The organism is Paramuribaculum intestinale (genome assembly GCF_030759015.1).
GTDB lineage: Bacteria > Bacteroidota > Bacteroidia > Bacteroidales > Muribaculaceae > Paramuribaculum > Paramuribaculum intestinale.
Genome location: NZ_CP098825.1, coordinates 770,694 through 796,233 on the forward strand (window position 1 = coordinate 770,694; position 25,540 = coordinate 796,233).

The 25,540-nt window shown below is 52.0% G+C and carries 24 protein-coding genes and 4 pseudogenes; 11 read left to right on the plus strand and 17 right to left on the minus strand.

Features of this window, described 5'->3' with window-relative positions; genetic code table 11:
• Positions 1 to 21: 21 nt before the first annotated feature.
• From NF347_RS03420 to NF347_RS03440, 5 genes and pseudogenes are all read left to right on the plus strand, one after another.
• Positions 22 to 876, plus strand: a pseudogene (locus tag NF347_RS03420) (IS982 family transposase); the annotation flags it as partial.
• A 115-nt stretch (positions 877 to 991) separates the two neighbouring features.
• Positions 992 to 1,111: pseudogene (locus NF347_RS03425) on the plus strand (phage integrase SAM-like domain-containing protein); the annotation flags it as partial.
• A 133-nt stretch (positions 1,112 to 1,244) separates the two neighbouring features.
• Positions 1,245 to 1,427, plus strand: coding sequence for a PcfK-like family protein (locus NF347_RS03430; RefSeq protein ID WP_240604945.1), 183 nt, complete (start codon positions 1,245 to 1,247; stop codon positions 1,425 to 1,427).
• Positions 1,428 to 1,430: 3 nt separating this feature from the next.
• Positions 1,431 to 2,024, plus strand: coding sequence for a zinc ribbon domain-containing protein (locus tag NF347_RS03435; protein WP_240604943.1), 594 nt, complete (start codon positions 1,431 to 1,433; stop codon positions 2,022 to 2,024).
• A gap of 15 nt (positions 2,025 to 2,039) precedes the next feature.
• The gene (locus tag NF347_RS03440; RefSeq protein WP_290142851.1) at positions 2,040 to 2,708 is read left to right on the plus strand and encodes a PcfJ domain-containing protein; all 669 of its coding nucleotides are present in this window, start codon (positions 2,040 to 2,042) and stop codon (positions 2,706 to 2,708) included.
• Positions 2,709 to 2,799: 91 nt separating this feature from the next.
• On the opposite strand, the gene hcp is transcribed toward NF347_RS03440, so the two are convergent.
• The 8 genes and pseudogenes from hcp to NF347_RS03485 all read right to left on the minus strand — a co-directional run bounded on the left by hcp (position 2,800) and on the right by NF347_RS03485 (position 8,887).
• Positions 2,800 to 4,506 carry a hydroxylamine reductase gene (gene hcp / locus NF347_RS03445; protein ID WP_107037053.1) on the minus strand — a complete coding sequence of 569 codons (1,707 nt, stop codon included), beginning with the start codon at positions 4,504 to 4,506 and terminating at the stop codon, positions 2,800 to 2,802.
• A gap of 13 nt (positions 4,507 to 4,519) precedes the next feature.
• Entirely contained in the window at positions 4,520 to 4,816 is a 297-nt protein-coding gene (locus NF347_RS03450; RefSeq protein WP_107037051.1) for a cupin domain-containing protein, read from the minus strand.
• Between the two features lie 266 nt (positions 4,817 to 5,082).
• Complete coding sequence (locus NF347_RS03455; protein ID WP_107681711.1) at positions 5,083 to 5,409, minus strand: hypothetical protein; 327 nt, start codon at positions 5,407 to 5,409, stop codon at positions 5,083 to 5,085.
• Positions 5,410 to 5,486: 77 nt separating this feature from the next.
• Positions 5,487 to 5,741, minus strand: a complete 255-nt coding sequence (locus NF347_RS03460; RefSeq protein WP_123542781.1) for a hypothetical protein — start codon at positions 5,739 to 5,741, stop codon at positions 5,487 to 5,489.
• 109 nt (positions 5,742 to 5,850) lie between these two features.
• Positions 5,851 to 6,513: pseudogene (locus NF347_RS13660) on the minus strand (DUF6577 family protein).
• A 205-nt stretch (positions 6,514 to 6,718) separates the two neighbouring features.
• Positions 6,719 to 7,462 (minus strand): hypothetical protein, encoded by a 744-nt coding sequence (locus tag NF347_RS03475; RefSeq protein ID WP_274946275.1) that lies wholly within the window; start codon positions 7,460 to 7,462, stop codon positions 6,719 to 6,721.
• A 4-nt stretch (positions 7,463 to 7,466) separates the two neighbouring features.
• Positions 7,467 to 7,922, minus strand: coding sequence for a hypothetical protein (locus tag NF347_RS03480; protein WP_133165470.1), 456 nt, complete (start codon positions 7,920 to 7,922; stop codon positions 7,467 to 7,469).
• Positions 7,923 to 7,927: 5 nt separating this feature from the next.
• Entirely contained in the window at positions 7,928 to 8,887 is a 960-nt protein-coding gene (locus NF347_RS03485; RefSeq protein WP_240604909.1) for a helix-turn-helix transcriptional regulator, read from the minus strand.
• A gap of 361 nt (positions 8,888 to 9,248) precedes the next feature.
• Between NF347_RS03485 and NF347_RS03490 the strand changes: the two are divergent.
• Positions 9,249 to 9,494: pseudogene (locus tag NF347_RS03490) on the plus strand (glycoside hydrolase family 2 protein); the annotation flags it as partial.
• Between the two features lie 120 nt (positions 9,495 to 9,614).
• On the opposite strand, the gene NF347_RS03495 reads toward NF347_RS03490, so the two are convergent.
• Entirely contained in the window at positions 9,615 to 11,309 is a 1,695-nt protein-coding gene (locus NF347_RS03495; protein ID WP_107035765.1) for a hypothetical protein, read from the minus strand.
• Between the two features lie 268 nt (positions 11,310 to 11,577).
• Between NF347_RS03495 and NF347_RS03500 the strand changes: the two genes are divergently transcribed.
• The 3 genes from NF347_RS03500 (at position 11,578) to NF347_RS03510 (ending at position 15,041) form a co-directional block, all read left to right on the plus strand.
• Positions 11,578 to 12,705 carry a PCMD domain-containing protein gene (locus tag NF347_RS03500; protein ID WP_107035764.1) on the plus strand — a complete coding sequence of 376 codons (1,128 nt, stop codon included), beginning with the start codon at positions 11,578 to 11,580 and terminating at the stop codon, positions 12,703 to 12,705.
• 48 nt (positions 12,706 to 12,753) lie between these two features.
• Positions 12,754 to 13,512, plus strand: a complete 759-nt coding sequence (locus tag NF347_RS03505) for a porin family protein (protein ID WP_107681551.1) — start codon at positions 12,754 to 12,756, stop codon at positions 13,510 to 13,512.
• Between the two features lie 98 nt (positions 13,513 to 13,610).
• Entirely contained in the window at positions 13,611 to 15,041 is a 1,431-nt protein-coding gene (locus tag NF347_RS03510; RefSeq protein WP_240604910.1) for an MFS transporter, read from the plus strand.
• Between the two features lie 96 nt (positions 15,042 to 15,137).
• On the opposite strand, the gene NF347_RS03515 is transcribed toward NF347_RS03510, so the two are convergent.
• The 4 genes from NF347_RS03515 to NF347_RS03530 all read right to left on the minus strand — a co-directional run bounded on the left by NF347_RS03515 (position 15,138) and on the right by NF347_RS03530 (position 19,331).
• Complete coding sequence (locus tag NF347_RS03515) at positions 15,138 to 15,683, minus strand: DUF3332 domain-containing protein (protein WP_107681552.1); 546 nt, start codon at positions 15,681 to 15,683, stop codon at positions 15,138 to 15,140.
• Positions 15,684 to 15,762: 79 nt separating this feature from the next.
• Positions 15,763 to 17,214, minus strand: coding sequence for an MltF family protein (locus tag NF347_RS03520; RefSeq protein WP_133165471.1), 1,452 nt, complete (start codon positions 17,212 to 17,214; stop codon positions 15,763 to 15,765).
• The gene (locus tag NF347_RS03525) at positions 17,204 to 18,370 is read right to left on the minus strand and encodes an AIR synthase related protein (protein ID WP_107035760.1); all 1,167 of its coding nucleotides are present in this window, start codon (positions 18,368 to 18,370) and stop codon (positions 17,204 to 17,206) included. Before NF347_RS03525 ends, NF347_RS03520 begins: the two co-directional genes overlap by 11 nt.
• Before the next feature lie 100 nt (positions 18,371 to 18,470).
• Positions 18,471 to 19,331, minus strand: coding sequence for a phosphatidate cytidylyltransferase (locus NF347_RS03530; RefSeq protein WP_107035759.1), 861 nt, complete (start codon positions 19,329 to 19,331; stop codon positions 18,471 to 18,473).
• 372 nt (positions 19,332 to 19,703) lie between these two features.
• Between NF347_RS03530 and NF347_RS03535 the strand changes: the two genes are divergently transcribed.
• On the plus strand, positions 19,704 to 20,285 hold the full coding sequence (locus NF347_RS03535) for a sigma-70 family RNA polymerase sigma factor (RefSeq protein ID WP_107035758.1): 582 nt from the start codon (positions 19,704 to 19,706) through the stop codon (positions 20,283 to 20,285).
• Between the two features lie 36 nt (positions 20,286 to 20,321).
• Positions 20,322 to 20,720 (plus strand): FKBP-type peptidyl-prolyl cis-trans isomerase, encoded by a 399-nt coding sequence (locus NF347_RS03540; protein ID WP_107035757.1) that lies wholly within the window; start codon positions 20,322 to 20,324, stop codon positions 20,718 to 20,720.
• A 40-nt stretch (positions 20,721 to 20,760) separates the two neighbouring features.
• On the opposite strand, the gene NF347_RS03545 is transcribed toward NF347_RS03540, so the two are convergent.
• The 4 genes from NF347_RS03545 to NF347_RS03560 form a co-directional block, all read right to left on the minus strand.
• The gene (locus NF347_RS03545) at positions 20,761 to 22,800 is read right to left on the minus strand and encodes a ComEC/Rec2 family competence protein (protein WP_107035756.1); all 2,040 of its coding nucleotides are present in this window, start codon (positions 22,798 to 22,800) and stop codon (positions 20,761 to 20,763) included.
• Positions 22,801 to 22,834: 34 nt separating this feature from the next.
• The gene (locus tag NF347_RS03550) at positions 22,835 to 23,872 is read right to left on the minus strand and encodes a YeiH family protein (protein ID WP_107035770.1); all 1,038 of its coding nucleotides are present in this window, start codon (positions 23,870 to 23,872) and stop codon (positions 22,835 to 22,837) included.
• A gap of 53 nt (positions 23,873 to 23,925) precedes the next feature.
• A complete protein-coding gene (locus tag NF347_RS03555) occupies positions 23,926 to 24,681 on the minus strand; it encodes a shikimate dehydrogenase family protein (RefSeq protein ID WP_107035755.1) in 756 nt (251 codons plus the stop codon).
• A gap of 195 nt (positions 24,682 to 24,876) precedes the next feature.
• A complete protein-coding gene (locus NF347_RS03560; protein ID WP_107035754.1) occupies positions 24,877 to 25,491 on the minus strand; it encodes a hypothetical protein in 615 nt (204 codons plus the stop codon).
• Positions 25,492 to 25,540 lie beyond the last annotated feature (49 nt).

Here is a 25,540-nt window from a genome sequence, read left to right on the forward strand (position 1 = left end):
CAAAGTTTTGCACTTCGATTTGGAATCTTCACAAAAAATGCACTTCCGTCCACAGCTGACACTCCAAAGCGGAAAAGAAAGCGCATGATGTCGGATGCCGAGGTCATCACGATTCTGATCTGTTTCCACTTCAATTCGTACCGAAACTTCAAGCACTATTATCTGGGATGTGTGCGCATTCACTGGAAGCATCTGTTTCCGCAGACATTCTCCTACAACCGCTTCGTGGAAGTCATGCCCCGATGTTTTGTGGCTATGACCATGTTCCTGCGGCTCGCGTGTTTCGGAGAGTGCACGGGGATAAGTTTTGTGGACAGCACCTGCATTCCGGTCATTCACAACAAGCGCCAATTCAACATGAAGGTATTCAAGGATATTGCGGCCAAAGGGAAGAGTACGATGGGATGGTATGTAGGCTTCAAACTGCATCTGCTATGTAACGAAAAAGGAGAGCTGATCAACTTTGTACTGACACGCGCCAATGTGGACGACCGCAATGAGGCAGTCATCGACACACTGACTGACAGGGTGTTTGGAAAACTATACGCTGACAAGGGATATATATCGCAGTCTCTTTTCGGGCATCTTTGGGATGACGGCATACATATTGTGACAGGTCTTCGCTCGAACATGAAACAGCGTCTCATGCCGTTCTATGACAGGATGATGCTTCGTAAAAGGAGCATCATCGAATCCATAAACGACATGCTGAAGAATGTGGCGCAGCTCGTCCACTCCCGCCACCGCAGCGTACACAACTTCCTCATGAACCTGCTTGCGGCAATGGGGGCGTATTGTTTCTTCGCCACAAAGCCGGAAGTGAACTTCGACTTTGAGGTACCCGAGTCAAGCGGGCAGCTTGTCCTCTGGGATTAACAACACCAAACGGTACAAATAAATCAGGCGACCTTGAAAGGCCGCCCAATACTCTATGTCTTTTGATTGGTTGAAAATCATTAAGTTCTTATCCCGAACTCGCGTTATTAATATCAGGCAGATGTTCAAGGCGGCGATTGTGGAGCTTAACGATGAAGAGAAGGGAATCGTCAAGATTAAATTCAATCCATGGAACAAAATCAAAATTCCCAAGGCTGACAAGACTACTCAACGAGGTCAAGGCTTCCGGCTGTTGTGGATTTTCAGACGAGGAGATATTCTCTATGGCTGTACATTGCATAGACGAGCCGACAATCTAAATCGGCAAACCTATTACGTGCGGTGTCGTTGTCAACCGCCATATAGAGCTGAACGAGGAGGAAAAGGCGGAACAAAAGGCTCTCGCCCTCAAACGCTTCCAAGACGAGGAACTCCGAAAGTTGCAGAACCGCAACTCCTCATCGACAAAGTCGCTTCGCTCTGCGAAGAAACCTAAGGCGGTCAAACCGCAAGAGAACAAGCAACCCGAACTCTCACTTTTCGACCTTTAAGCCATGAAAGCAAAGTCAAGATTCGACAGACAGGTGTCAGCCTCCAATGCGAGGCTGACCGCCATAAGCCCAAAAGCCATTGATTGGGCATACCGTAACCTTGTGCAGCATTGGGCGTTCCGCACACCGAGCGGAGAGACCGCTTGTGGAGAATGCGGTCATAAATTCCACCACAAGGGAAAAAGCTCATTTGTCAAGTGTCCCGAGTGTGGCAGACTGTTGAAAATCAAGGACACGCTGAAACGTAAAATCGAGGAATCTACCTATTTCTCCACTCTTGAAACCATTGACGGCTTGCAGGTTCAGAGGGTGTCGCTTCTTAGCGTCACATATAAGAAAGGAAAACCAAAGAGTGTGGCTTCCGTTGAGATATGCCGTCTGTGGCTGAATGCCAACGGACTGACCACCGGCACATCGAAGAACCGCACACTGGGTCATTATCTCGACTCGTTCAACTGGGCATCACCCATCGAACTGAAATCAGGAATATCGGAGACCCACTTCATAATATCCAACACCTACATCTATCCGAGGCTGACTCTTATTCCCGAACTAAGGCGCAACGGCATGGGCATTGAGTGCAACCGCACAAAATGACATCCGTTCCGGCTGATGAAGTCGCTGCTGACCGACAGCCGTATCGAGACGATTATGAAAGTCGGACACTTCGGTGCAGTAGAGTATTTTGTCAGCAACCCCATACGTCTCGACCAAAGCTGGAACTCATATAAGATTGCGTCACGCCACGGCTATGTTCCCGAAGATTGGGGAATATGGAGTGACCTGATAAGGCTGCTCGACCGGTGCGGACGCGACATCCGCAGCACACGCTATATATGCCCTACAGACCTCACGACAGAGCATGACAAGTGGCTCGACAAAGTGACCTCCGCCGAAGAGAAGCACAAATCTAAGGAGCAACTAATCCGGGCAAAAGAGGAAGATTTCCTCAAATCCAAGTCATGCTACTTCGGCATAGTTATCTCCGACAAGGACATCGAGGTGTCGGTGCTCGACTCTATCGAAGCCTGTCAAGCCGAGGGGACGGCAATGCACCACTGCGTCTTCAAGTGTGAATATTTTGCGCAAGAAGATTCAATCGTGCTATCTGCCCACGACAAATCCGGCAACCGCATAGAGACCGTGGAGTTTTCACTGACAGAGAACCGAGTAGTCCAGAGCCGTGGACGATGCAACACCAACACCGAGTACCATGACCGCATTGTCAACCTCGTGAACGCCAACGCCCACCGCTTCATCGAAGCAAGGGCATCAGCATAGATTCCTTATTTTTTGTTCCAAATCCGGCTCTTACCTCGTGGTAAGAGCCGGACATATTTTCGCGCGTCCAGGCCGATAATGCATCTGTCAATCAATCGGCTTCTACACATGAAGTCATGGTAGGCCATGTGTCTATCAGATTGGCAATGTCGTCATCAACAGTCGATATAGTGCCGATGTTGAATTTCTCACGGAGCACTTTGAGAATGTCCGGGGTAAAGTAGGCCGGCAGTGTGGGGCCTGTGTGGATATTCCGGACCCCGAGGCTTAGCAGGGCAAGCAAGACTATCACCGCCTTCTGCTCATACCACGCGATATTATATACAATCGGCAGGTCGTTGACGCTCTTAAGGCCGAGCGCATCTTTCAGCGCCATAGCAATGACAACGAGAGAATAGGAGTCATTACACTGTCCGGCATCAAGCACACGGGGCACACCCTCGATCTCGCCCAAAGGAAGCTTGTTGTATCGGTACTTGGCGCATCCGGCTGTAAGAATCACGCAATCCTTCGGCAGTTTCTCGGCAAATTCGGTATAGTAGCTGCGCGACGGAAATCGTCCGTCGCATCCCGCCATTACCACGAATTTACGGATCTTGCCTGACTTTACAAGTTCTATCACCCTGGGGGCGAGCGCGAGAACCTGGTTGTGGGCGAATCCGGCCACAATCTCGCCATGCTCTATTTCCGTGGGAGGCTGGCATTTTTGCGCCCTCTCGATTATCTCGGAGAAGTCCTTCCTGCCGTCCGACCCTTCAGGTATATGGTGGGTACCCGGCATACCGACAACTCCGGTGGTATAGACGCGGTCGGTATATGTGGTCTTGGGACGCGGAGGCACGATGCAGTTTGACGTGAACAGGAACATTCCGTTGAATGTCTCGAATTCGTCGATCTGTTTCCACCATGCGTTGCCGTAATTGCCGGCGAAATGCGGGAATTTCTTGAAGAACGGATAACTCTGCGCCGGAAGCATCTCGGAGTGGGTGTAGATGTCAACGCCTTTCCCATCCGACTGTATCAGCAGTTCCTCAAGGTCTTTCAGGTCGTGGCCGCTGATCAAAATACCCGGACGTTTCCCGACTCCAATATTTACCTTTGTGATTTCAGGATTGCCGTAAGTCGAGGTGTTGGCCTTGTCGAGCAGCGCCATAGCCTTGACGCCTCCATCGCCGACCGCGAGGACAAGCGAGAACAATTCGTCGACAGACATGTCGGGCCGGCTTATCTCTGCCAGAGCATTTTCAATGACGGCATAGATATCCTCCTGCTCATATCCGAGGTTAAGCGCGTGGCGGGCGTATGCCGCCATGCCTTTACACCCGTAGATTGCAAGCTGCTTGAGGCCACGAATGTCCTCCTTCTTATCGTGAAGCACACTGAATATCTCCTCGTCGAGAGCGCCTCCGGCCTCAACGACCTCAAGCCTGCCATAGTTTTCTTTTGTGATGTGATATGACACCTCGGGCATATACGGAAGCGTGATTCCCCGCTTTTTCGCCGTCCCGATAAGCTCGTTTTTCATCTCCAGGCCCTTGTCGATGAATCCGTCGAGCATCGCATTGTCGAAATTAGCGTTGGTGATTGTGGTGAACAGCGCGTCGATTATGAAGTGCGAGGCGTTGCAGTCGGCTACGCCCTTCTCGCGCAGGATGCGGTTTACGATGGCCATTCCCCTGATTATGTAAAGGAGCTGGTCCATCCTCGTTGAAGTCTCGGGCTTTTTGCCGCATACACCCTGAATTTCACAGCCTTTTCCCTTGGCTGTCTCCTGGCATTGATAACAGAACATTTTCATATAGCAGTGCATTTCAGGCGTTCAACTTGGTAAGCAACATCTTGAATCGTTCGGGAGCTCTAAGGGAGTGGGGAGTGCCAGGCTGCATCACAATATAATCACCGGCCTGCAGCATCCGCTCTTCTCCATTAATGGTGAAAGCACATACTCCCTCCAAAATCTGAACGACGGCTACCGCCGGAGCAGTATGGGTGGCGAGAGCGGCATCCTTGTCGAATGCCATCATGACGACCATTCCGGAAGCGTTCCTGGCGATTACCTTGTTGGCAATCTGTCCGGGAGCATATTCAAGTTCGTCTTTGATTTTCATAGCAGTTTTAGTTTAAACGATACGTAATAGAAACGGATTCCCGATTCTTTTTGTTCATAACTCAAGCCAGAAGCATGACCACCATGCCTGACAGAATCATGGCCACACTGCCCACGGCGTAGGTCGCGGTAAATTCCGTATTTGAGGACATTGCATCCAAGTTTTGTGCTGATGTCGAAGAGATAAGCCCTTGACGCCGCAAAATTAGTTACTCCCAGTGCCAAAGCTTTGCTCCTCAATGTTAGCATTTGCAAACTTGGTCAATTTCAATTCAGGCAAAGGTCAATTTCTAATAGTTCTCCATAGGATTCGGCAAGACGACGGATGGCTTGGTTATCGAGCATCCATATCTCGTTGCCGCCGTATGAATCCTTTAGGTCGTACATGAGGTTGAGCAGCGCCACGTCGCGGTTGGGTGCGGTCAGGTTGTTTTCCTCGAGATACATCACCTGAACAAGCCATTTGCCCGGAATGATGCGCAGATAGCAGTCAGCAACATCGGGGTCGGTGTCTATGCGTTCCTGCACAGCCTCGCGAATCGCCATCTCCAATGCGTCAATCATTTCCGGCGACAGCCGTGTCTCTTTAATCATAGTACTATCTTCTATGTTGACTAAACAATGGCAAATTTTGGTAATATTTGCCGCTGTTTAGTGCCTATTTGTCTGTTTTATAGAATGCGGTCAATAAGATACCAATAGAAGAAAGCCTCAGGGCGTGTCTTCTTCAACTTGTTGAGTCGGACTGGCAATACACGGTCTATGTTCATGTCGGAGGTCAGTTTTGAGATGTCAAATTTCTCGACATTGGTGCCGGGAGGACAGATAATGTCAATGTCGATTGAACGCCGACGTGTCTTGTCGCCAAGTATCAGACCGACGCATGTGCCACCCGTGAAGATATAAGGGCAGCCTGAGCGGGCCAAAAGGTCGAGGAGAGCAAAGGCTCTGATGACTTTCTCGATAATGCCGAGGTCGTTTTAACGGTATTTCTTCGACATTGACTGAAACCAGTCCTTGCCGAAACAGTGTGGTTTAATCATTGTGGGTTCCCAAGTTTTCTATGGCCTTTTCTATGACCGGTTTGGCATTACGACGCGAGGCATATCGCAGCATTGCGGTTCGGTTGACGGAATACATCGAAAGCGCATTGTCGAACATCCTGCTCCATTCGCTGCCGTGAAGATAATCCAAGTCATCGTCACAATAAACAGCTACAAGAATTTTCTCCAGACGCGGGGTCTTGATTCCCTTAAAATCCACAAGCGGGGATTAGGAAATCAAAGGCTTCACAATCACAGCCTCCTTCGACAAGTCGATGTTGTCATATACAAAATCTTTCGACGGATTGAGATATGCGGCATATCCCTTCTGTTTCAAAGTATGGAAGACTGACTCCATGGCATCGCGGTCCACTTCCAAATATATTACATTGTTGGAGGAAATATGGTGCTGGAAATCCGCAAAGACCTGACCATCGAGTACGCTGACCGAGACAAATGGAAACTGTCGGGCGATAATTTTGCCGACTTTCACAGCTTTGGTCCTCAGGCGTGGCGTGTATTCCGATGTATGCACCTTGTGTGCCGTATATATGCCCCGGCCAAGCTTGAAGATAATGTTGTCGTTGACCATTTCCCGGAGATACCAGGATAGCGTGACCTTTGAAATCTCAAACAGTCCGTTGAGATACGACAACAGTTCAGCGAACCGGAAGCTGTCCCGATTCTCTGCAAGCGTGAGTATGGCATTGCGTGTCTCTGTTATTGGAGTCTTTGTATATCAAGCACAAAGTTAACTAAATAACGGCAAATCCCCGAATGATTTGCCGTTATTTAGTGCGCATGGATGTTTTAGACATTGTTGTCAACCATGTTTCTCTGTATTAAGCCAGATATGACTATCAAAGATCAATGCCATTTTCTTTGAGGGTACGCATAATCGCAAGTTTGTCTGACTGCGGATTCCTGACAATCTTCTTGGTCGATCCAAAAGCGGTGTATGGAATAACCACAACATTAATTCCATGTTTTGGCAACACCTCCTGGCGTCGTAAATCATATATCCGTCGTTGTTCGCCGCGGGATACGCCACTGACTGTCTGTCTCTTGTCGAAGAAAGGTGTGGATTCGGAGTGCTGTGATTCATAATACTCGATGACGAGATTCAAAGAAGGATAATAAGCGTCAACAGGTAGTGTAGTGCCGTAATCGCCTCTGAGGAAGTCGAACCGATGCTGACGGCTTGCAGTCTGCCCCAGAATTTCATCGCAGAGGTCGATAACATAATGCTCATCGGAATTGCTTCTCGACCCATGTTTGTCCGGAAGGATGATATCGGAAGCCACAGCTCCATCGGATAGTGGTTTCGATTTGACGGACAAGATATCCGCCAGATTGTTGGCGGTGGAATCTGATTGCCCTTGTTCGTGGAGTGTCAGCTTTTCGCTCTCGAACAGCAGACGTAGATTTTCAACTGTGTAAGGCATTCTCGGAGCGACTTCGGACCAATACAGTCCTATTTTACGAAGATTTTCTCTTATGCCTTTCTTTTTAGACGGTTCAGCCATTTCAAGCTGACGAACAAGCGAGATAATCCGTGTAAGTTCCTCGCCAGTAAATGATGTTTTCGAGTTGTGTGCTGCCATATCTTTATCTGTTATTGTTTTCTTTGTATTGTTTATAGGGGTCTACATAGGTGTCAGGGTCGTAAGTGGCTTCTTCCCAATGCTGAGATGGCTGTGTATATTTGTATGGCAGGTCATTCTGCCCCCAATCTATACAGTAGCCATAGACCATGAAAATTATCCATCCGATAAGAATGTTTCTATGATTTTTCAAAATTGATTTCTTTTCCTTCGGCCAGCCTACTGGATCCGATGCCATAAACTCGGCGTCATATTTCCGGCAGAACCAGTGTGCGAATATGAAATATACCGGCGCCAGCAATGGTGTCAGGACAATATATAGCCATAATATCCACCCCCAACAACGGCCAAGGAGTGTCAAAAATGGAGTGATATCCGTGCTTGAACCTCTGTAGTTTCCATTCGCGTCATAATATACCCTTGTGTTGGGATATATCGCATCATGTATCAAATCTCGCATACTTCTCATAACTCATTTCTCTTTAGGGCGTTTCTGTATATTTCATTTATACGCTTCAGTAGTGACAGAGGGCGAATCACCGTCAGAGACGCACTTCTTGACAAAAGCGCCATGACGAAATCGTTTGTAATCCTTAGCCGCAGACTTATCCTGAACTCGTCGTCATTGTCAGCGAGAATCTTTTGAGAGCTATGCAACGGAGTCGTCTTGACAAATTTGCCGTCCAGCGGAGAATATGAAAGCTCAATATCCTCGATGGGTATCGACGGATCATCCCAAATGCCATAGCTGTGTTTGAAAAGATCATCCGGGTTGATGGAGTCGTCTCGTTTGAATGTCGTGTCCGTGACATGGATGTTACGCATCCGGTCTATCCCGTATGCTTTGAGAGCATCATGTTCATCAAGAGCAAGGAGATACCACAAGCCCAGAGATTCCTTTAGAAAATGTGGTTTGACTCTCTTTGAAATTATCTTGTCGCCCTTTCTTACAAGGATGTAGTCAAACTCGGTAATTCGATGTTCCTTTATCGCATTAATAATGGCTGGAATACTTTCAATCCCTTTGGGCCGATGATGCTCGGGAATTATATATCCTACTGACTGACTCACTTGATTCATGGAAGTCAAGAGATCAAAGTTGAGCAGAAGTTCCTGATATCTGATGTCGGTTTCTTCTATTCTGTCAGCAATATAATATCCATATCCGCGATAGTTCTTGATTTCCACATCAAACATATCCGCGATCTCTTTTATATCTCTTTGTAAAGTGCGCTGGCTTATGCCTACCTCATATCCCCTCAGATCCATTTGAAGATTGAGGTATGAGATAAGAGCCTCTGCCGAAACATATTTTTTATGCCCCGACAGCTTGTGAATTATCAGTATGTAGCGGATCAACCGTCCCATATTTTTTTTCATACGGCAAAAGTATAACATGAAAACGTCAAAACGTGTCGTTTCCATAATTAAATTTACCAATTCACCATTACGACATTTGTGATGAATTTTATCATGGGGTGTTTGCTCTGATCCAATAATCTAATGACTCCCTTCCCTGATGAGGTTGAGTCTCGGCAGAGAGGCGTTGTTCTGTGCGAAGTCACTGCGCCAGGGAACAACGCCAAGTGACGCTTTCCGTTGGCGACTGCATATGGCGAATATATGGTGTGGTAATGTCGAAGGCTGTTATAATCCATGATTTTGTGTGGCTTTGTGGAAGCGGCACGCATGGATCTGATCGTTTTGCAGTGTTTTATTAGAGAGTGTATCTCCGTTTCGAAGGGGTGGGAGCGTGTGCCGAGGTGTATGTCAACGGCTATCTCGCCGGATCTCCAAGCCGCATCTGTGGCAAGGCCGTACCGATCCTTATCTGTATAAAGTAGTTTCGTGTCTTTATCAGGATGGCCGCAAGGTCGACGAGGTGGTTCAGCCGTTGGGTCTGCGTCATTATGAGATCGTGGCTGGCAAGGGGTTCTATCTCAATGGCAGGAAATACCCCATGTATGGTGTCACCCGCCACCAGGACTGGTGGGGACAGGGCAGTGCGCTTACCGACAGGAAGCACGACTTCAGGGAGCATAAGCAGGAGCACGGCAGCTGGTAGCCTTCACCCGATGCCCCGGCATAATGAAAGCAGAGAGGCTGCGCCGTCGTTGACGGGCAGCCTCTCATTATAGAAATAATCGCTGGATTATTCAGCGGGAGTTTCGGAAACGATGGGTTCGTTTTTAGTAAGGATAATACCGGCTTCGATCTTGGTAGTACCCTCGACGACATCGGGAACAGACTTGAGGATGCCGTCCAACATGGGTGCCATTGCTGCAAAATCCTCATTCTGTCCGGCAAGGTTCATGATTGTCTGGCGCACTTCCTCATCATTGAAGATGGGTGCTACTGCTTTAAGGATCGGGAGAATGAATTCAGTGTTGGCATAAACCGAAAGATTGTCATCAGTATTGATGAATTCGCTATCTTCGCCTTCTTCTGTCGCTGCTTTATATATGCCGTTGGCGTAGGTGATAGGGAAGCCCTCGCTGACGCATCTGGCAAGCATCTCAGCCAGTCCGTCGATTGTAGCCTGATATTTGGAGAAGTCGATTGCACGTGATTTAGCAGCCTCGTTCTGCGCTTTCATTACATTCATAATGATAGCCTGAGGGTTGAGATAGAGCAGTAAAGTGCCATCGGATGCAATGACATATTGTGCCAGTCCAGCGGGCGACTGTATTACCGGACCGCCGACTTTTCCGTTCTCAACATAGCCTGCGATGATATTGCCGTCCGGATGGAATTCAATGGTCTTAAGCGAACGTGAGATCATCTGGGTTATGCTGGCCGTTTCATTATCGTCTTGCGGTATGAGACCCATCTGAAGCATAATGCCGACAAGATCGGCAGGCGGAAATGGCAGCACCAATCCACCTAAGTCAATGTTGAATTTGGCGCTGCTTTCCCATACGAAATGCACAGGATTGCCTTCGTATTCCCAAGTGTCTTCATTATAGAAATAGTGAGGAACATACCATTTGTTTTCGGAGAGCGGAGCATTTTTGAGCTTGGCTTCGGTGATGTTGAACACGAGTTTCTCGGAAGCGACCTGACCTTCGTAGTTGAAGGTTACGAATGCGGTTTCGGCCGAGCCGCTGAAGGTATTGTCGTCGCCGAGAACTACGGGCAGCTCGAAGCTCGATGTGCCGGGAATCACTCCGGGTGTCTGTATCTTGGAGAGCTTCGAGAGGTCTACCGGCAGCTGTGCGGTGGCGAGCAGGTCGGTCAGGTCAAGAGCCTGTCCGGCAAGAGTCAGCACCGCACGCTTGAAGTCTGATGCATCGGGCTTGAAGCTCACCGTCTTGCCCATGAGCGGAGCGCCGTTGTAGGTCAGCTCGAGCATGTGGTCTACGTCGGCATCGGTGAAGGTGAGGGTGGAGATGATCACACCGTTCTTCATCACGATGTTTGTGAAGTTGACCTGAATGGTGGTGGCGGTGATGGTGCCGTCATAGTGGAAAGTGCAGTAGGTCGACTCTGCGTCGCCTTCGAATGTCGCACGGTCAGCCTCGAATTTGGGAGTCACGTTGATGCTAACCGAAGCAGCACCGGGAAGCACGTCGCCCGGAGCTATTACAGGGCTTTCGGCGCGGCTCGCATTGCTGCCGAAAATGTCAAGGATCGCGCTCTTGCCGTCGGCGGCGGGCACGTACTGGAGGGTGACGTCGGAGAGCGACTGTCCGTTGCTAACGAATGTCAGACCGTTTGACGGAGTCATGGTCTTGCTTTCGGCCGGAAGCTCGAAGAGCTGAGGGTCGTTGTTGTCGTCGTCGCTACATGAAGTGAAGCCTGCCATCGCAGCGGCAGCTACAAGCACGTAGGTGAAAAGTTTTCTCATTGTCAATTGTTTAGTTTGTTGTAAAAGCCTTTGTCAAGGCATGATTGTGTAATGATTTGTACTGTCTGTATCACGTAAAATATGGCGCGAAATTAGCCTTTTATTCTTCTTTACGATGATTTATTTTAGTTAAATATATTTAACACTACCGATTTTTTCGACCATTTGACCAGTCGCACGAAATAATTAGACTAATTTTGACGGATTAAATACCGACGCCGGAAGAGGCGTCGGTCAGTGAAATATTGGCAAATCATAATATAAACAGATGACAATTAGATCAATCGCTGCATTTGTGCTGTTGTCCGGACTACTCTCTGCGTGTATCAGGGAAGAGCCCAAAAATGCCGAATGCGATATCGTGCAGGTGACTGTGTCCGGTGATGTGCTTAACCGTGAGCCTAACATATCCAACACCAAGGTGCTCCTGATAGTGAAAAACAATCAGGCTGTGACGGCGCTTGCACCGGAGTTTGAGCTGTCGCCGGGAGCCACTGTCGAGCCGCCGAGCGGCACACTGCGCAACTTCGAGTTCCCGCAGACATATATCGTAACCTCGGAGGACGGCAAGTGGCACAAAGACTATATCGTGGAGGTGCAGCGCAACAACAGTATCAATCTCGAATACGATTTCGACCATGTGCGCCGCATCAAGGCTCTCGGAGGCGTATGCTCCTACGATGAGTTCTACGAGCCTGATCCTTCGGGCAAAGACGCTCTCGTATGGGCAAGCGCCAATTCGGCTTTTGCGCTGACTCTGCAGGGATCTACTCCCGGCACATTCCCCACTTATCAGGCCGACGGGGGAGTGGATGGCGGAAAATGCGTGGCGCTGGTTACACGCTCCACCGGATCGTTCGGACAACGGGCCAAAAAGCCGATGGCGGCCGGAAATCTGTTTTTCGGTACGTTCGACGGCACCAATGCCATGACGAATCCTCTGGGAGCAACCCATTTCGGAATACCGTTTACTCAGGTGCCTGTGATGTTCAGCGGCTTCTACAAATATCAGCCCGGACCGACATACAGCGAACCGGATGCCGACGGCAATCTCGTGGCCGTGCCCGGAAAGACTGACATGTTTAATCTTTACGCCGTTTTGTTCGAAACATCGCCCGGACACGAATGGCTCGACGGCACCAATGTGCTTGCCGCCGACAACCCCATGATCATATCCACAGCCGTAATACCCGACCGACAGGCTTCGTCCGACTGGAGGGAATTCTCCGTACCGTTCACACTGCGTCAGGGCAAGCAGATAGATCCCGAAAAACTCAGCGAGGGCAAGTACAGCATTGCCATTGTGATGAGTTCGAGTGAGGACGGCGACTTTTTCAGAGGCGCCATAGGCAGCACTCTTCAGGTCGACCGTATCCAGATCACGTGTGCCGACTAATCACGTGTGCCAATTAATAAGTTACATCATTCATCTCCGTCAATAACAATGAAATCATTCATACGCCTCATGGCCGCCGCAGTCGTCATGCTGTCGGCAGTCATGCCAGTAGGAGCCGAGGGCTTCTTCCGTGATATAGAATATCAGGTCAACGCCGGATTCAACGTGGGTGGAGCCTCGCCGCTGCCTCTGCCCGAAGAGATCCGTCGCATCAAGTCGTTCGATCCCAAACTCAATATGCAGGTGGGAGCCATAGCCACAAAATGGCTGACCCCCGACCGTAAATGGGGTCTCACTGTCGCTCTCCAGCTCGGCACAAAGGGCATGGAAACAAAAGCCCGTGTGAAAAACTACGGCATGGAGATACTCGACGACGGCAAGAAACTCAAAGGCCGTTGGACCGGGATGGTGCGCACGAAATACAGCACACAGCAACTGTCGGTGCCCATTCTGGCACGCCTGCGTGTGCACGACCGCACGTCGCTGACGTTCGGCCCGTATCTCGCCTATGCTTATAAGAACGAGTTCGACGGCTATGTCTACAATGGATATCTCCGCGAAGGGGATCCCACAGGCAACAAATACGTGTTTGAGGGCGACTCACGGGCATCATACGACTTCGGCGACGAGCTGCGCAAGTTCCAGTGGGGACTTCAGGCCGGAGTGACATGGATGGCCTATAGCCATCTGGCGGTCAACGCCAATCTGTCGTGGGGGCTTAACGATATCTTCGTTTCGTCGTTCAAAACGGTGACCTTCAATATGTATCCCATATATCTTAATGTGGGATTCGGCTATCTCTTCTGATCGGGTTCTGCCGTATAAGCAGTCCTTTCGGGTTGTGTAGGGTCGCCCGCATAGATTATTAATCAAAACAGTAATACAATCAACGAATTAGTCAGAAAATGGAAAAAGTAAGACAGGTTCTCAACGACAAGGCATGGGCGAGATGGACTGCGCTGGCGCTGATCGCGTCGATGATGTTCTTCGCCTATATGTTTGTCGATGTGATGTCGCCGCTTCAGGAGCTGCTCGAAGTGCGGCTTGGCTGGAGTCCTACGGCATTCGGCAACTATGCCGGTGCGGAGTATATGCTCAATGTGTTCGGCTTCCTTATAGTGGCCGGTATAATCCTCGACAAGATGGGTGTGCGTTTCACCGGCACCCTCTCGGCATCGCTCATGGTGGGCGGTGCAGTCATCAAACTCTATGCCATTAGCCCGCTGTTTGTGGGAACGGCTTTTGACGGATGGCTCTCGTCGTGGTGGACTGCGATGCCCGGTTCGGCCAAGCTGGCCGCTCTCGGTTTCATGATATTCGGCTGCGGCTGCGAGATGGCCGGTATTACGGTCAGCAAGGCGATCGCACGCTGGTTTGACGGCAAGGAGATGGCTCTGGCCATGGGCTGCGAGATGGCTCTGGCGCGTTTGGGCGTGTTTGCCGTATTCTCGCTCTCTCCACGTCTTTCGCAGGCGCTCGGAGGCGATCCGTCGGTAGTGGTTCCGGTGGCTTTCTGCACCGTGCTGCTGCTCATCGGTCTGATATGTTTCATAGTGTTTACGGTCATGGACCGTACTCTCGACCGGCAGACCGGTGTGGGATCCGGAGAGACCTCTTCCGAGGAGGAGTTCAAGCTCAGCGATGTTGGCGGACTGTTCCGCTCCCACCTGTTCTGGATCATAGCTCTGCTCTGCGTGCTCTATTATTCGGCTATTTTCCCCTTCCAGCGTTTCGGCACCAACATGCTGCAGTGCAATCTCGGCATCTCGGCCGAGACGGCTGCCGACCTGCTGCGGTGGTTCCCGATCGGCGCGCTGATGCTGACTCCGCCTCTGGGGTACTGTCTCGACAAGTTCGGTCGTGGCGCCACCATGCTTATCCTCGGATCGCTGCTGCTGATCGGTTGCCATCTGGTGTTCGCTCTGCTGCTTCCGGCTGTGCCGAGCCATATTCTGGCTCTTGTGACCATTCTGGTGCTCGGAGTGTCGTTCGCACTGGTGCCTGCGGCCCTGTGGCCTTCAGTGCCCAAGGTGATGGACAAGCGCTACCTGGGCAGTGCCTACTCGCTGATCTTCTGGGTGCAGAACATCGGACTCTTCGGAGTGCCTATCCTGTTTGGCAACGTGCTTGCGGCAAGCAATGCCGGAGTGACCGATCCGATGGAGTATGACTATACCAATCCGATGCTGATGTTCGCCGGATTCGGCGTGCTGGCGCTGATATTCGCTCTCTGGCTCAAGATACTCGACACACGCAAGCACTACGGACTTGAGGCGCCCAATATCGCGTCTGACGCCGCTGTGGAGGCCGCCGAAGCCGAGTCGGCCGAGGAGTGATCATCCTCTTCTTCTGAACAACATAAAATAAGAGAGGCCATGTGTCTGGGATATGAGTTCCGACACATGGCCTCTCTTATGATTGATTATGTAGTGTCAGCGTGAGGCGAAGAGACCTGTCGCGGCACTCTGGGAATAGGCCATCACTCCGGCCTGGCTGAGCTCTATGGTCTGCATTGTGCCGTCGGCTGCAGGCATGCTGACATGATTGTCATCGACAAAGGTCATGAACGGTATCGCTCCCTGTCCGGCATCGACGCTCCATGTCTGTCGGTCGGCATCGAAATCGAGTCTGACGATCGAACCGTCGTTCTCCGAGGTGATGGTATAGCCCTTGCCGTCGCATTCCACGAGGTAGCGTCCGTCGTGGCCGTCGATCACTTTCTTGCCCTTGGCCACGGGATTGCTGCCGCTCCAGAACTCGATGCTGTTGATCACAAGCACGTCGGCCAGGCACGACACTTCATAGACTGGAATGACCCAGAATGCGAAAAACACGAGTTCGTTGACAAATTTGTTGCCTACCTGACGGTTCCACGACAGGAGTTTGTTGGTCAGCGAGAAGCTGCCGATACATGAAGTCATCATCATAGAGCCTGCAAGAGCCACTACGAGAGCTACAGATAGATATCTTTTCTTCATAACGGATATAAAATAATGGATTATAATAGGTTCTTGGCACTGTTACGGATTGTTCACTGTCGAAAGTCCGGCCGGAATGTCATTGCCGTATGTTTTTGCAAACTTGATCGTAGAAGGCAAATACGCTGCTGACATGCGATGATGTTTCACGTCCGCGGAAATAGCCGTATTTGCATACCGGATCGTTGTAATACTCCGGATTCGATTTGAGAAGCAGAGCCTGTTCGACATTCCCGTCCCACACCTGAGGATTCATGCCGTATTTGGCCGCCAGAGCTATCGCGTCGAGTATGTGGGCGAGTCCGGAATTGTAGGCGGCCACGACAAACTTGCGCCGTTCGCTGCGCTCCGGCACACGCGATGCAAGCGACTTGTCGAGAGCCGCCAGTATCTTCACCGCAGTGGAGATGTTGGCATTGTTGTCGGTCATGGCTTCATCGGTCATGCCATAGGCACGGGCTGTGCGTGGCATGATCTGCATGATTCCGCGTGCGCCGGCCCACGATACCACCGTGGAGTCAAACCGGCTCTCCTTGAAACTCAACGACGCCAGTAGACGCCAGTCCCATCCGATGGTGGAGGCATAGCGTCTGAACAGATGGTCAAAAGGCGACACGACCCCTTTCGAAAGATCGATCTTCACGGCGGCTGTCCCTGGCTCTGAACCCTTGCTCAACTCGAAATATCGTTTGAGCAGTGTGGCCTGCTGCCGCCGTGGTTTCTCCCCGCGGCTCCAGGTGTCGATGCTGTCGGCAAGCCATTGGTTGCCGACAGCCACGCCCCAGGCCGAACGTTGCGGAAATGATATCTGGAGCGTGATGTCAAGATCGTTGTAATACGTCTTGTTGAGCCGGCCTATATCGCTGTCCACCACCGTCAGAGGAATCTCGCCCTTCGACACCATCTCCATCAGATCCTCCGTGATCAGCGTGTCGCGGTCTACTTCATGGATGATGATGCCGCCGCCAAGTTCCTCATTGAGGTTGTTGAGACGCTGCAGGTATTTGGAGCTTTCTTCCACATACACTTCGCGACCCACAAGCTGCGTGACATCGGAGATCAGCGGCTGCTTCCCCCGCTTGGGCTGAACAAGCACCTGATATGTCGCATTCTCGATGCCGCAGTGTATCACCCGCTGGCGGTATTCGCCTGTCACCGGCACTTCGTATGCAAGCAGGTCGATCAGACCCGAATCGAGCATCTCCACCGCTCTCGAAAGCGACGGAGCTATCCGGAGGCCCAGATGCATCCCTTTGTCGGCTGCAAACCGGCTCACCATGTCGTAGTCATAGCCCATAGGCTCCTGTCGGTAGATGAAATACGACGTAGGGCTGTAGAGCGTGCCTACCCGTAGGGTGTCGGGCAGACGGTGGCGCAGCGAGTCGGAATCGTCTGCTGTATCCGACGCGCCTCTGCTGCATCCGCACAGCCATCCGATTGCCGCCGTGGCGGCAATGGCGAGCAGTGCGGCGATATGGCGGGTCGTGTACATGGCTGTGGCCTGGCCGCTGTGGCTCTGATCAGTATTCAAACACCCCTTTTTCCGATTTTATCGTAAGGCGGTTGGCCGGAGCCTCCTCCACGCGTCCCACGATGCGTGCCTCTATGCCGAAGGCTTCGGAAATCTCAATGATGCGGGCTGCATCCTCGGGCTTGACATAGATTTCCATACGGTGACCCATGTTGAATACCTTGTACATTTCCGGCCATTCGGTGCCCGACTGCTCCTGGATGAGCTTGAACAGGGGAGGGATCGGGAAGAGGTTGTCCTTTATGACATGTTTGTTCTTCACAAAATGCATCACCTTGGTCTGAGCGCCTCCCGAACAGTGGACCATGCCGTGGATCGACGTGCGCATCTCGGCGAGGATCTGCTTGATCACAGGGGCATATGTGCGGGTGGGCGACAGCACGAGCTTGCCGGCTGTCACGCCGGTGTGTTCCACCGGAGTGTCCAGACGCACGCCGCCGGAATATACCAGTTCGTCTGGAACGGCCGCGTCAAAGCTTTCGGGGTAGCGATCGGCGAGATACTTTGCGAATACGTCGTGGCGGGCCGATGTCAGGCCGTTGCTGCCCATGCCGCCGTTATATTCCTTCTCGTATGAGGCCTGTCCCGATGAAGCCAGACCGACTATGACATCGCCGCCGGCGATATTCGCATTGTCGATCACGTCGGAGCGGCGCATACGGCATGTGACCGTGGAGTCGACGATTATCGTGCGCACGAGATCGCCCACGTCGGCAGTCTCGCCGCCGGTGCTCCATACTCCCACGCCCTTGTCGCGCAGGTCGGCCAGCAGCTCTTCAGTGCCGTTGATTATGGCGGCTATGACCTCGCCCGGAATCAGCATCTTGTTGCGTCCTATCGTGGAGCTGACGAGAATGTTGTCGGTAGCGCCCACGCAGAGCAGGTCGTCGATGTTCATTATCAGTGCGTCCTGCGCTATCCCTTTCCACACCGACAGATCGCCTGTCTCGCGCCAGTAGATGTAGGCCAGAGATGATTTGGTTCCGGCACCGTCGGCATGCATGATGTTACACCATTCGGGATCGCCGCCAAGTATGTCGGGGATGATTTTGCAGAAGGCGCCGGGGAAGATGCCTTTGTCTACGTTTTTGATGGCGTTGTGTACATCCTCTTTGGAGGCGCTTACGCCGCGCAGATTGTAACGTTGGTCGCTCATTATGGTAATTGTTGTTAAGTAAGTGTTGGCAGATTGTATAAAAGATCGTCTTTCACTTACTGTCGCTTGAATTTGAATGCTTACTTATGGTCGGAGAGATTTATAATATCGCGATTATGCATATGGAGAGGAATATCAGCGTCGCAGGCGCCACGAGCAGCAGAGAGTCGATGCGGTCGAGTATGCCGCCGTGACCGGGCAGCAGACGCCCGCTGTCCTTCACTTTGAGGGTGCGTTTGAGAAGCGATTCTACAAGATCGCCCCATGTCGCGAACAGGCAGGCGGCCACGGCATAGGCTGCCAGAAGGCCGATGCTCATATAGCCCGGTAGGCCGCATGATATGTGGCCTGCGGCTATGGCGCAGATAATGCAGAATGCCATGCCGCCGAAAAAGCCTTCCCACGATTTCTTGGGCGATATGCGCTCGAACAGGCGTCGGCGTCCGATCATCGACCCTACACAGAATGCGCCGGTGTCGTTTAGCCATATCATGACGAACATGAGCAGAGCCATTGACGGCGATGACATGATGTAGACGGCGGCCGCGCAGGCCAGAGGCAGCGAGATATATGTCTGCCCCGAGAGGCTGCAGGCCAGCGATCGCAGAGGCGATATGTCAGGAGTCACATAAAGCTGTGCTATGAGGCGCACTATGAGGTAAGCCATGAATGGAACCGCCGCGGTTGCGAATGCCGCCCATGGGCCGGAGTGCAGGTATGCTGTCGCATACAGTGCCGGGGCGGCTGTGACGGCCATTGATCCGGCTATGTCAATGATCAGTGTCGCGGTAGTGCCTGACTGTCCCGTCCCGCCGCAGAGCGAATGGAGTTCCACCGTCGACAGCACGGCAAAGAGGGCGAGCAGGGCGGTGAGGCCCCACATGCCTCCGTATAATATCGAACACACTATCAGAGCCACGTAGACGAGCCCGGTGAGAGAGCGGAGCAGAAGGTTGTTCATATTTAGCGATCTTGCTTGGAGTATGATTTCATTATGCTGTGGATAGCGTTAATTTCATGCATGCTCCGATACTGTTGGATTAAGCGACAAAGTTACTACTTTTTTTGAAAAAAGTGTCATCATCAGCCGACAAAGGTGTGACACCGCGCAAAAACTACCCGGCCGCAGGATCCGGCGCGGGCTTCGGATTGTTAAGCGTGTTAAGAAACGGTGACATTTTTTTGCCATAAAACAAAAAAGACTTAATTTTGCCGCTGTGGTCAGTTACAGGGATGACCGCTTGAAATCTATCTATCGTAAAACCAATCATTATACGCCTATCGGAACACTGCTACTCTAAACCAGTAAAAATTTAGAATAGTGACACAGAACATGGTCGCGCTGCCCGATGAATCTCTGGTGGCGAAGTATGCTTCAGGATGCAATGAGGCGTTTGACGTGCTTCTACGCCGTCATCAGTCCCGCCTGTTTTCCTATATTTTGTCCGTGGTCAAAAACCGCGATATGGCTGATGATATATTCCAGGACACATTTGTCAAGGCCATAATGACCATAAGGCAGGGACGCTATAGCGAGAGCGGACGATTCTTTTCATGGCTGACACGTATCGCCCACAATCTTATTATTGATACCTTCAGGCAGGCAAAAGCCGAAAATGTGGTGTCGGCCGATGCCGGTGAAACCGATGTGCTCAACCGCCGCGAACTGAGCGAGGGCAATATCGAGGATCATCTCGCTTCGGTGCAGATCGACTGCGATGTGCGCCGGCTGGTGGCTGCTCTCCCCGACAATCAGCGCGAGGTACTGGAGATGAGATATTATCGCGACATGTCGTTCAAGGAGATCGCCGATCAGACAAATGTCAGCATCAACACCGCTTTGGGACGTATGCGTTACGCGATCATTAATATGCGTCGGCTGGCCGAGCGCAATCATATAGCGCTTACGGTCTGAGGCACATGCCCGTTATTTATCGGTGAAATATCGCAGATGGCAAAACAGGAATATGTGAGCAGAAATCTCGAGTGGCTTGAAGCCAAGTCGCGCGAGCCGGGCGTGAAGCCGCTCGACAAGGGAATTTTCTATAAGGTGCTCCGGTCGGGCGACAGCAAGGGTGCTCTGCCCGGCAGAGGGAGCGTGGTGACGGTGCATTATGTCGGAAAGACCATCAACGGTCGCGCTTTCGACAGTAGTCGTGGAGCTACGCCTCCGGCTTTCAGACTGCGTGAGCTTATACCCGGATGGATCATTGCCTTGCAGCAGATGCATGTCGGCGACCGCTGGGAGGTGTACATCCCCGCATCGCAGGCCTATGGCAAGTCGGCTCAACCGGGCATTCCGGGAGGATCCACTCTGATCTTCGATATAGAGCTTCTCGCCGTCAACTGATGATGTAGTGGGGCAGACATATCTGTTGCTGAAAACGGCTTCAGCGCAGCAAGGCGTTGAGGTCGGGAATGCGTCCCGATCGCATTGAATAGGCCGGCATGTTGAGTTGCCGGCATTCGTTCATATAGCGGTCGGCTATTTTTGTGTTTAAGTCGGTCGACATCACGATGGTGTCTGGCCGGTACTGTGTGGCAATTTCCTTCATTGTTCCTCTGTATCCGCGGCATATTATCACGTAGACCGGTGGCGCGCTATCGGTCGGTTTTGTGTTCCGGTTGCCGTCGGCGAATACTACGCTGCTGTTCCCGATATGCAGAGTCGGGCATCTGTAGACTACGCCGGGAAATTCGGCCCGTCGGTTGGCTGTCATCAGGGTATCGATGCCTCGGCGACCCATATAGTCGCGCATGCGTGGCATCTCGCGAGCGGCTATCTCTGATAGCTGGCGGTCGCCGGCGGTTGATATTATGCTGACACTGCCGGGCGTGGCTACGGCCACACAGGTGTATCCGGCGGCAGGAATGATATATACTCCTGAGTGTTCGGGCGTAGCCTGAATCATCCCCATGCTTATTGTGGCAACCGCACAAAGAGCCGATGCAGTCAGTCCGGCCATGCGCCGGCAGTGCAGCCCGTAGGCGAGAAGCGCTGTAGCCAAGGCTGCGCCGACCAGAAGCCATGGACTGAAATAAAGGCCGTCCAAAGTTGCTCCGGGCAGGTTGTTGCATAGGTTGGCGATGCCGGTTACGCATTGAGCCAGCCGGTCGACGACGCTGTTGAGCATCACCGGATCTCCTCCGCAAGCCTCGATGGTTATGGCGGTTGCTCCGCCCGATATCAGGAGCGGCAGCAGCGGAGCCACAGCCACGTTGGCCGGAAGAAAATAGATCGGAAAGGTGTGGAAATAATATGCCGATATTGCCCCTGTGGCAAGCATGGCGGAGAGTGATACGGATACGATCCCTGCCAGACGGTGGGCTATGCGTCGGCGTGGTGCGGTCGGATTCAGCAGTCGGGCGAACAGTAATATCCCGGCCACTGCGGCAAAGGAGAGCTGGAAACTGATTGTGAATAATGCCGTGGGATCGAAGGCCATGATAAGCATGGCGGCCAGACAAAGGGCGTTGGCCGGACTGTGGCGTCGCTGAAGCATTGAGGCCATAAGCAGCACCGAAGCCATCACTGTCGCTCTTGTGACCGATGCCGACAGGCCTGTGACGGCGGCGTATGACCAAAGCAGGATGATGGCTGATGCTGAGGCAGCGCTGCGCATCCGGCAGAGGCGCAGTGGATACAGGGCTATCATCAGCAGCGAAGCGATGATCCCGACGTGAAGTCCGCTGAGCGCAAGTACGTGAGCCATGCCCGCGCCCGAAAAACTCTTTCGTGTCGACTGGTTCATATCCGAGGTGTCGCCGGTGATCAGTATGTTGACCAGCCGCTTGGTGTCTCCCTTCATTCCGCTCCGGTAAATGATGCCGGTTATGGACATGCGCAGTTTTATCAGCCGCATCATGATGCGTGGCGACGGCTCTGCGCTGATTATGTTTTCTGGCTTGACAAAAGCCTTTCCGGCTATGCCGCTGCGCTTCATCCGTTGCTGTTCGCTCGTTTCCTCCGGGAAATACGTCCGTGTTTCCGGACGCTCTATGGCTGTTGTCGCGACTATGCGGTCGCCCGGCTCTGTGTAGGGTTCTGTCGACGGAATGTACAGATATATGTCGGCTGGATTTGTCGGACGGTAGCTGCCCTTCTCGTCGGCATATCTCACAGGGCTGACTTTCAGCCGTCGGGTGGCATCTCCGTCCTTCACCTCTTTGATGTCGGCTTCGAGCATGATGGGTCGGTTGAAGGGGAGTGCCTCCTCATCAGGTGCGCCGACGCCGAAAGCCAGCGCTCCGGCAGCTGCGGCACAGGTGGTGATGGCTGTGAGGTTATGTTTCAGTGCTGCAAAGATGATCGCCGCCGCGAGAGCTGCCAGTCCTATGAGGGCAGCGTCGGTGAGGGCCGACAAAATGATTCCTGCAGCCATGGCTGTGGCCGCAGGAATCAATGGCATCATGGAGAGAGGAGCACGCATCTGGTCGGTTGTGGCGCTGAGCGCTCATTTTCGGTTATAGCCAGAGCGGAGCGAGGTATCTCGACAGGAGATAGCCGCCGCCGAGCAGCCACAGATAAAGCCAGAAAGCAAGGATGAACGGCTTGGCGCCGGCTTTCTTAAATTTGTCGATACTGGTTTCGGCGCCTAAGGCGGTCATGGCCATGGTCAGCAGGAAGGTGTCGAAGTAATTGATCGCGTCTACTACCGGCATTGGAAGCAGGTCGAATGAGTTGAAACCGATCACGGCAAGAAATCCTACGGCAAACCAGGGTATGGCCACCTTGCCTTTCGTGGAGCCGTCATGCTGGGCCGAACGGGCGGCGCGTCGTGCCACCCACCAGCCGAGGATGAGCAACACAGGCACCAGCAGCATCACGCGGATCATCTTCACGATGATGGCTACATTGGCCACATCGGCTCCCATGGCGTTGCCGGCTCCTACGGCGTGAGCCACTTCGTGGAGGGTGGCGCCGGCATAGATGCCTACCTCCTGAGGAGTCATCTCAAGGATGCCGGCGCGGTAGGCTATGGGATAAAGAAACATCGACAGTGTGCCGAATATCACTACTGTGGCCACGGCCACAGCCGTCTTGTAAGGCTTGGTCTGGATGGTCGACTCGGCTCCGAGCACGGCTGCCGCACCGCAGATGCCGCTGCCTATGGAGGTGAGAAGAGCTATGTCGCGGTCCATCTTCATCATTTTGCCTATGAGTATGCCACCGAGTATGGTAGTGGCCACGACTATGGCGTCGACGATGATTCCGGCCGCGCCTACATTGAGTATGTCCTGAAAAGTAAGCCGGAAGCCGTAGAGTATGATACCCACGCGCAATATCCGTTTAGAGCAGAATTGTATGCCGGGAACCCACGTTTCCGGTAGGTTGTTGCGCAGTGAATTGGCATAGAGCATACCGAGAACGATACCTATGATCATCGGGCTCAAAGATAGTTCGCGCACCACTTGCGCACTGCCTATATAGAAGGCGGCGCATGAGAAGAGGGCTATGAGCAGTACACCGTGGAGCATGCTGCTGCGTTTTTCTGTCAACATGATTTTGAAATAGGTTTGGTTATGTGTTCGTTGCTTATTGTGTGTGTTGTCTTTTATGAGTGCCAGATGTTCCATGCGGCAAACGCCTGAAGTAACAACATTTCCAACCCGTTTTTTGTTTCAGCTCCATGCTCCTGCGACCGCTTCATGAACAGTGTGACGTCAGGGTTGTAGAGAAGGTCATAGCAAAGGTGTTCCCTTGTCAGTTCTTCGTAAGGAATATCAGGGCATTCGTCTACATGCGGATACATGCCGAGCGGGGTGGTGTTGACTATTATTTTGTGTTTTGCCATGACCTCGGGTGTCAGTTCGCCATAGGTCAGCGTGTTGTCACGTTTGGTGCGCGACACCCATGTCACCTCGACTCCCAGATTCTTCAGTCCGCAGCCTACGGCCTTTGCCGCGCCACCGGTGCCGAGCACTAATGCATTCTTGCGAGCCGGGTTGAGAAGGGGGGCTATCGAATCGGAAAAACCGATGATGTCGCTGTTGTAGCCCTTGAGCTTCAGATTCTTGCCTGAACCGATGAATTTGATGACGTTGACCGCTCCGATCACTTTCGCATCATGATCCATCTCGTCCATGTAGGCTATCACCTGCTCCTTGTAAGGAATTGTGACATTGAGTCCCGCCAGATTGGGATACTGGGCTATGATCTCCATGAGGCGTCCTATGTCATCGATCTCGAAATTGACATATCGGGCCGGGATTTTTTCCGCCTCGAATTTGTGGTTGAAATAGTTCTGTGAGAAAGAGTGTCCGAGCGGATACCCTATGAGGCCGTAGAGCCGTTCAGGTGTTTTTGCCATGCGAATTAAATCGGTTGCTTGTTATTATTACTACAGGAGTTTCGATGAAACACATGTAAGAATATGCACTGTCGCTTGGTCGTTGGGCGGTGTCAAATAGCGTCTACTGGCAGAGCCTCGGCCATTCTCGATTGATATCTTCTGCAAATATACGAATTGAAGTTCATATATTCATCGTTTTTGCATGACAATGAGTCATTCTCTCTGTGCTTTTGTCTTTTTTTTGCGGATCGGTACGCCTGTTTCCTTATTTTTAGATAATTCCTTCATGCTGATCACCACTGGCATTCCGAGCCATCCGCGGGCCACAGTCACTTCACGCTTCGCTCCGATGCGGGTACGGTTGTACTCTTCCAGACTTAGATGTTGCTCGGTCTTGCGTCCGTCGGGCAGCGTCACTACAGCTCCGTAAGTGTAGTAATGGCCGTCGGGCACGTATCTGTTACGGCCCACACGCCGGGTGCGGTTGTGGCGGTGACGAGTACGTTCGGTCACTGCGCCTATTAACGTTTCGGATTTCTCCTCGGTTGCCCCAAGACGGTTGATGCCCAGTATCGCGAGATAACCTACGCCGCCAGCTACGAATACATGCATCAGACCCCGCAATGTCTTCTGTGTGATGGAGCGCTTCACTCCATTCTTGGCGCGAAGAGTCATAGGCAGGGAAGTCAGCGCAAGAATCGCGGCAGCGGTCAGAGATATCCAGCGTGACGACAGGGTCTGCGACGCCAGAGCTATTCCGGCGCCCCAGCTCGTTATACCGACTATGATCAAGAGCACAAGCAGAATATAGGGCATTTTTCCTTTCATTGCGAAGAAATATTTATTTACGAAGGCAAAATTACGAAAAAATGATTAA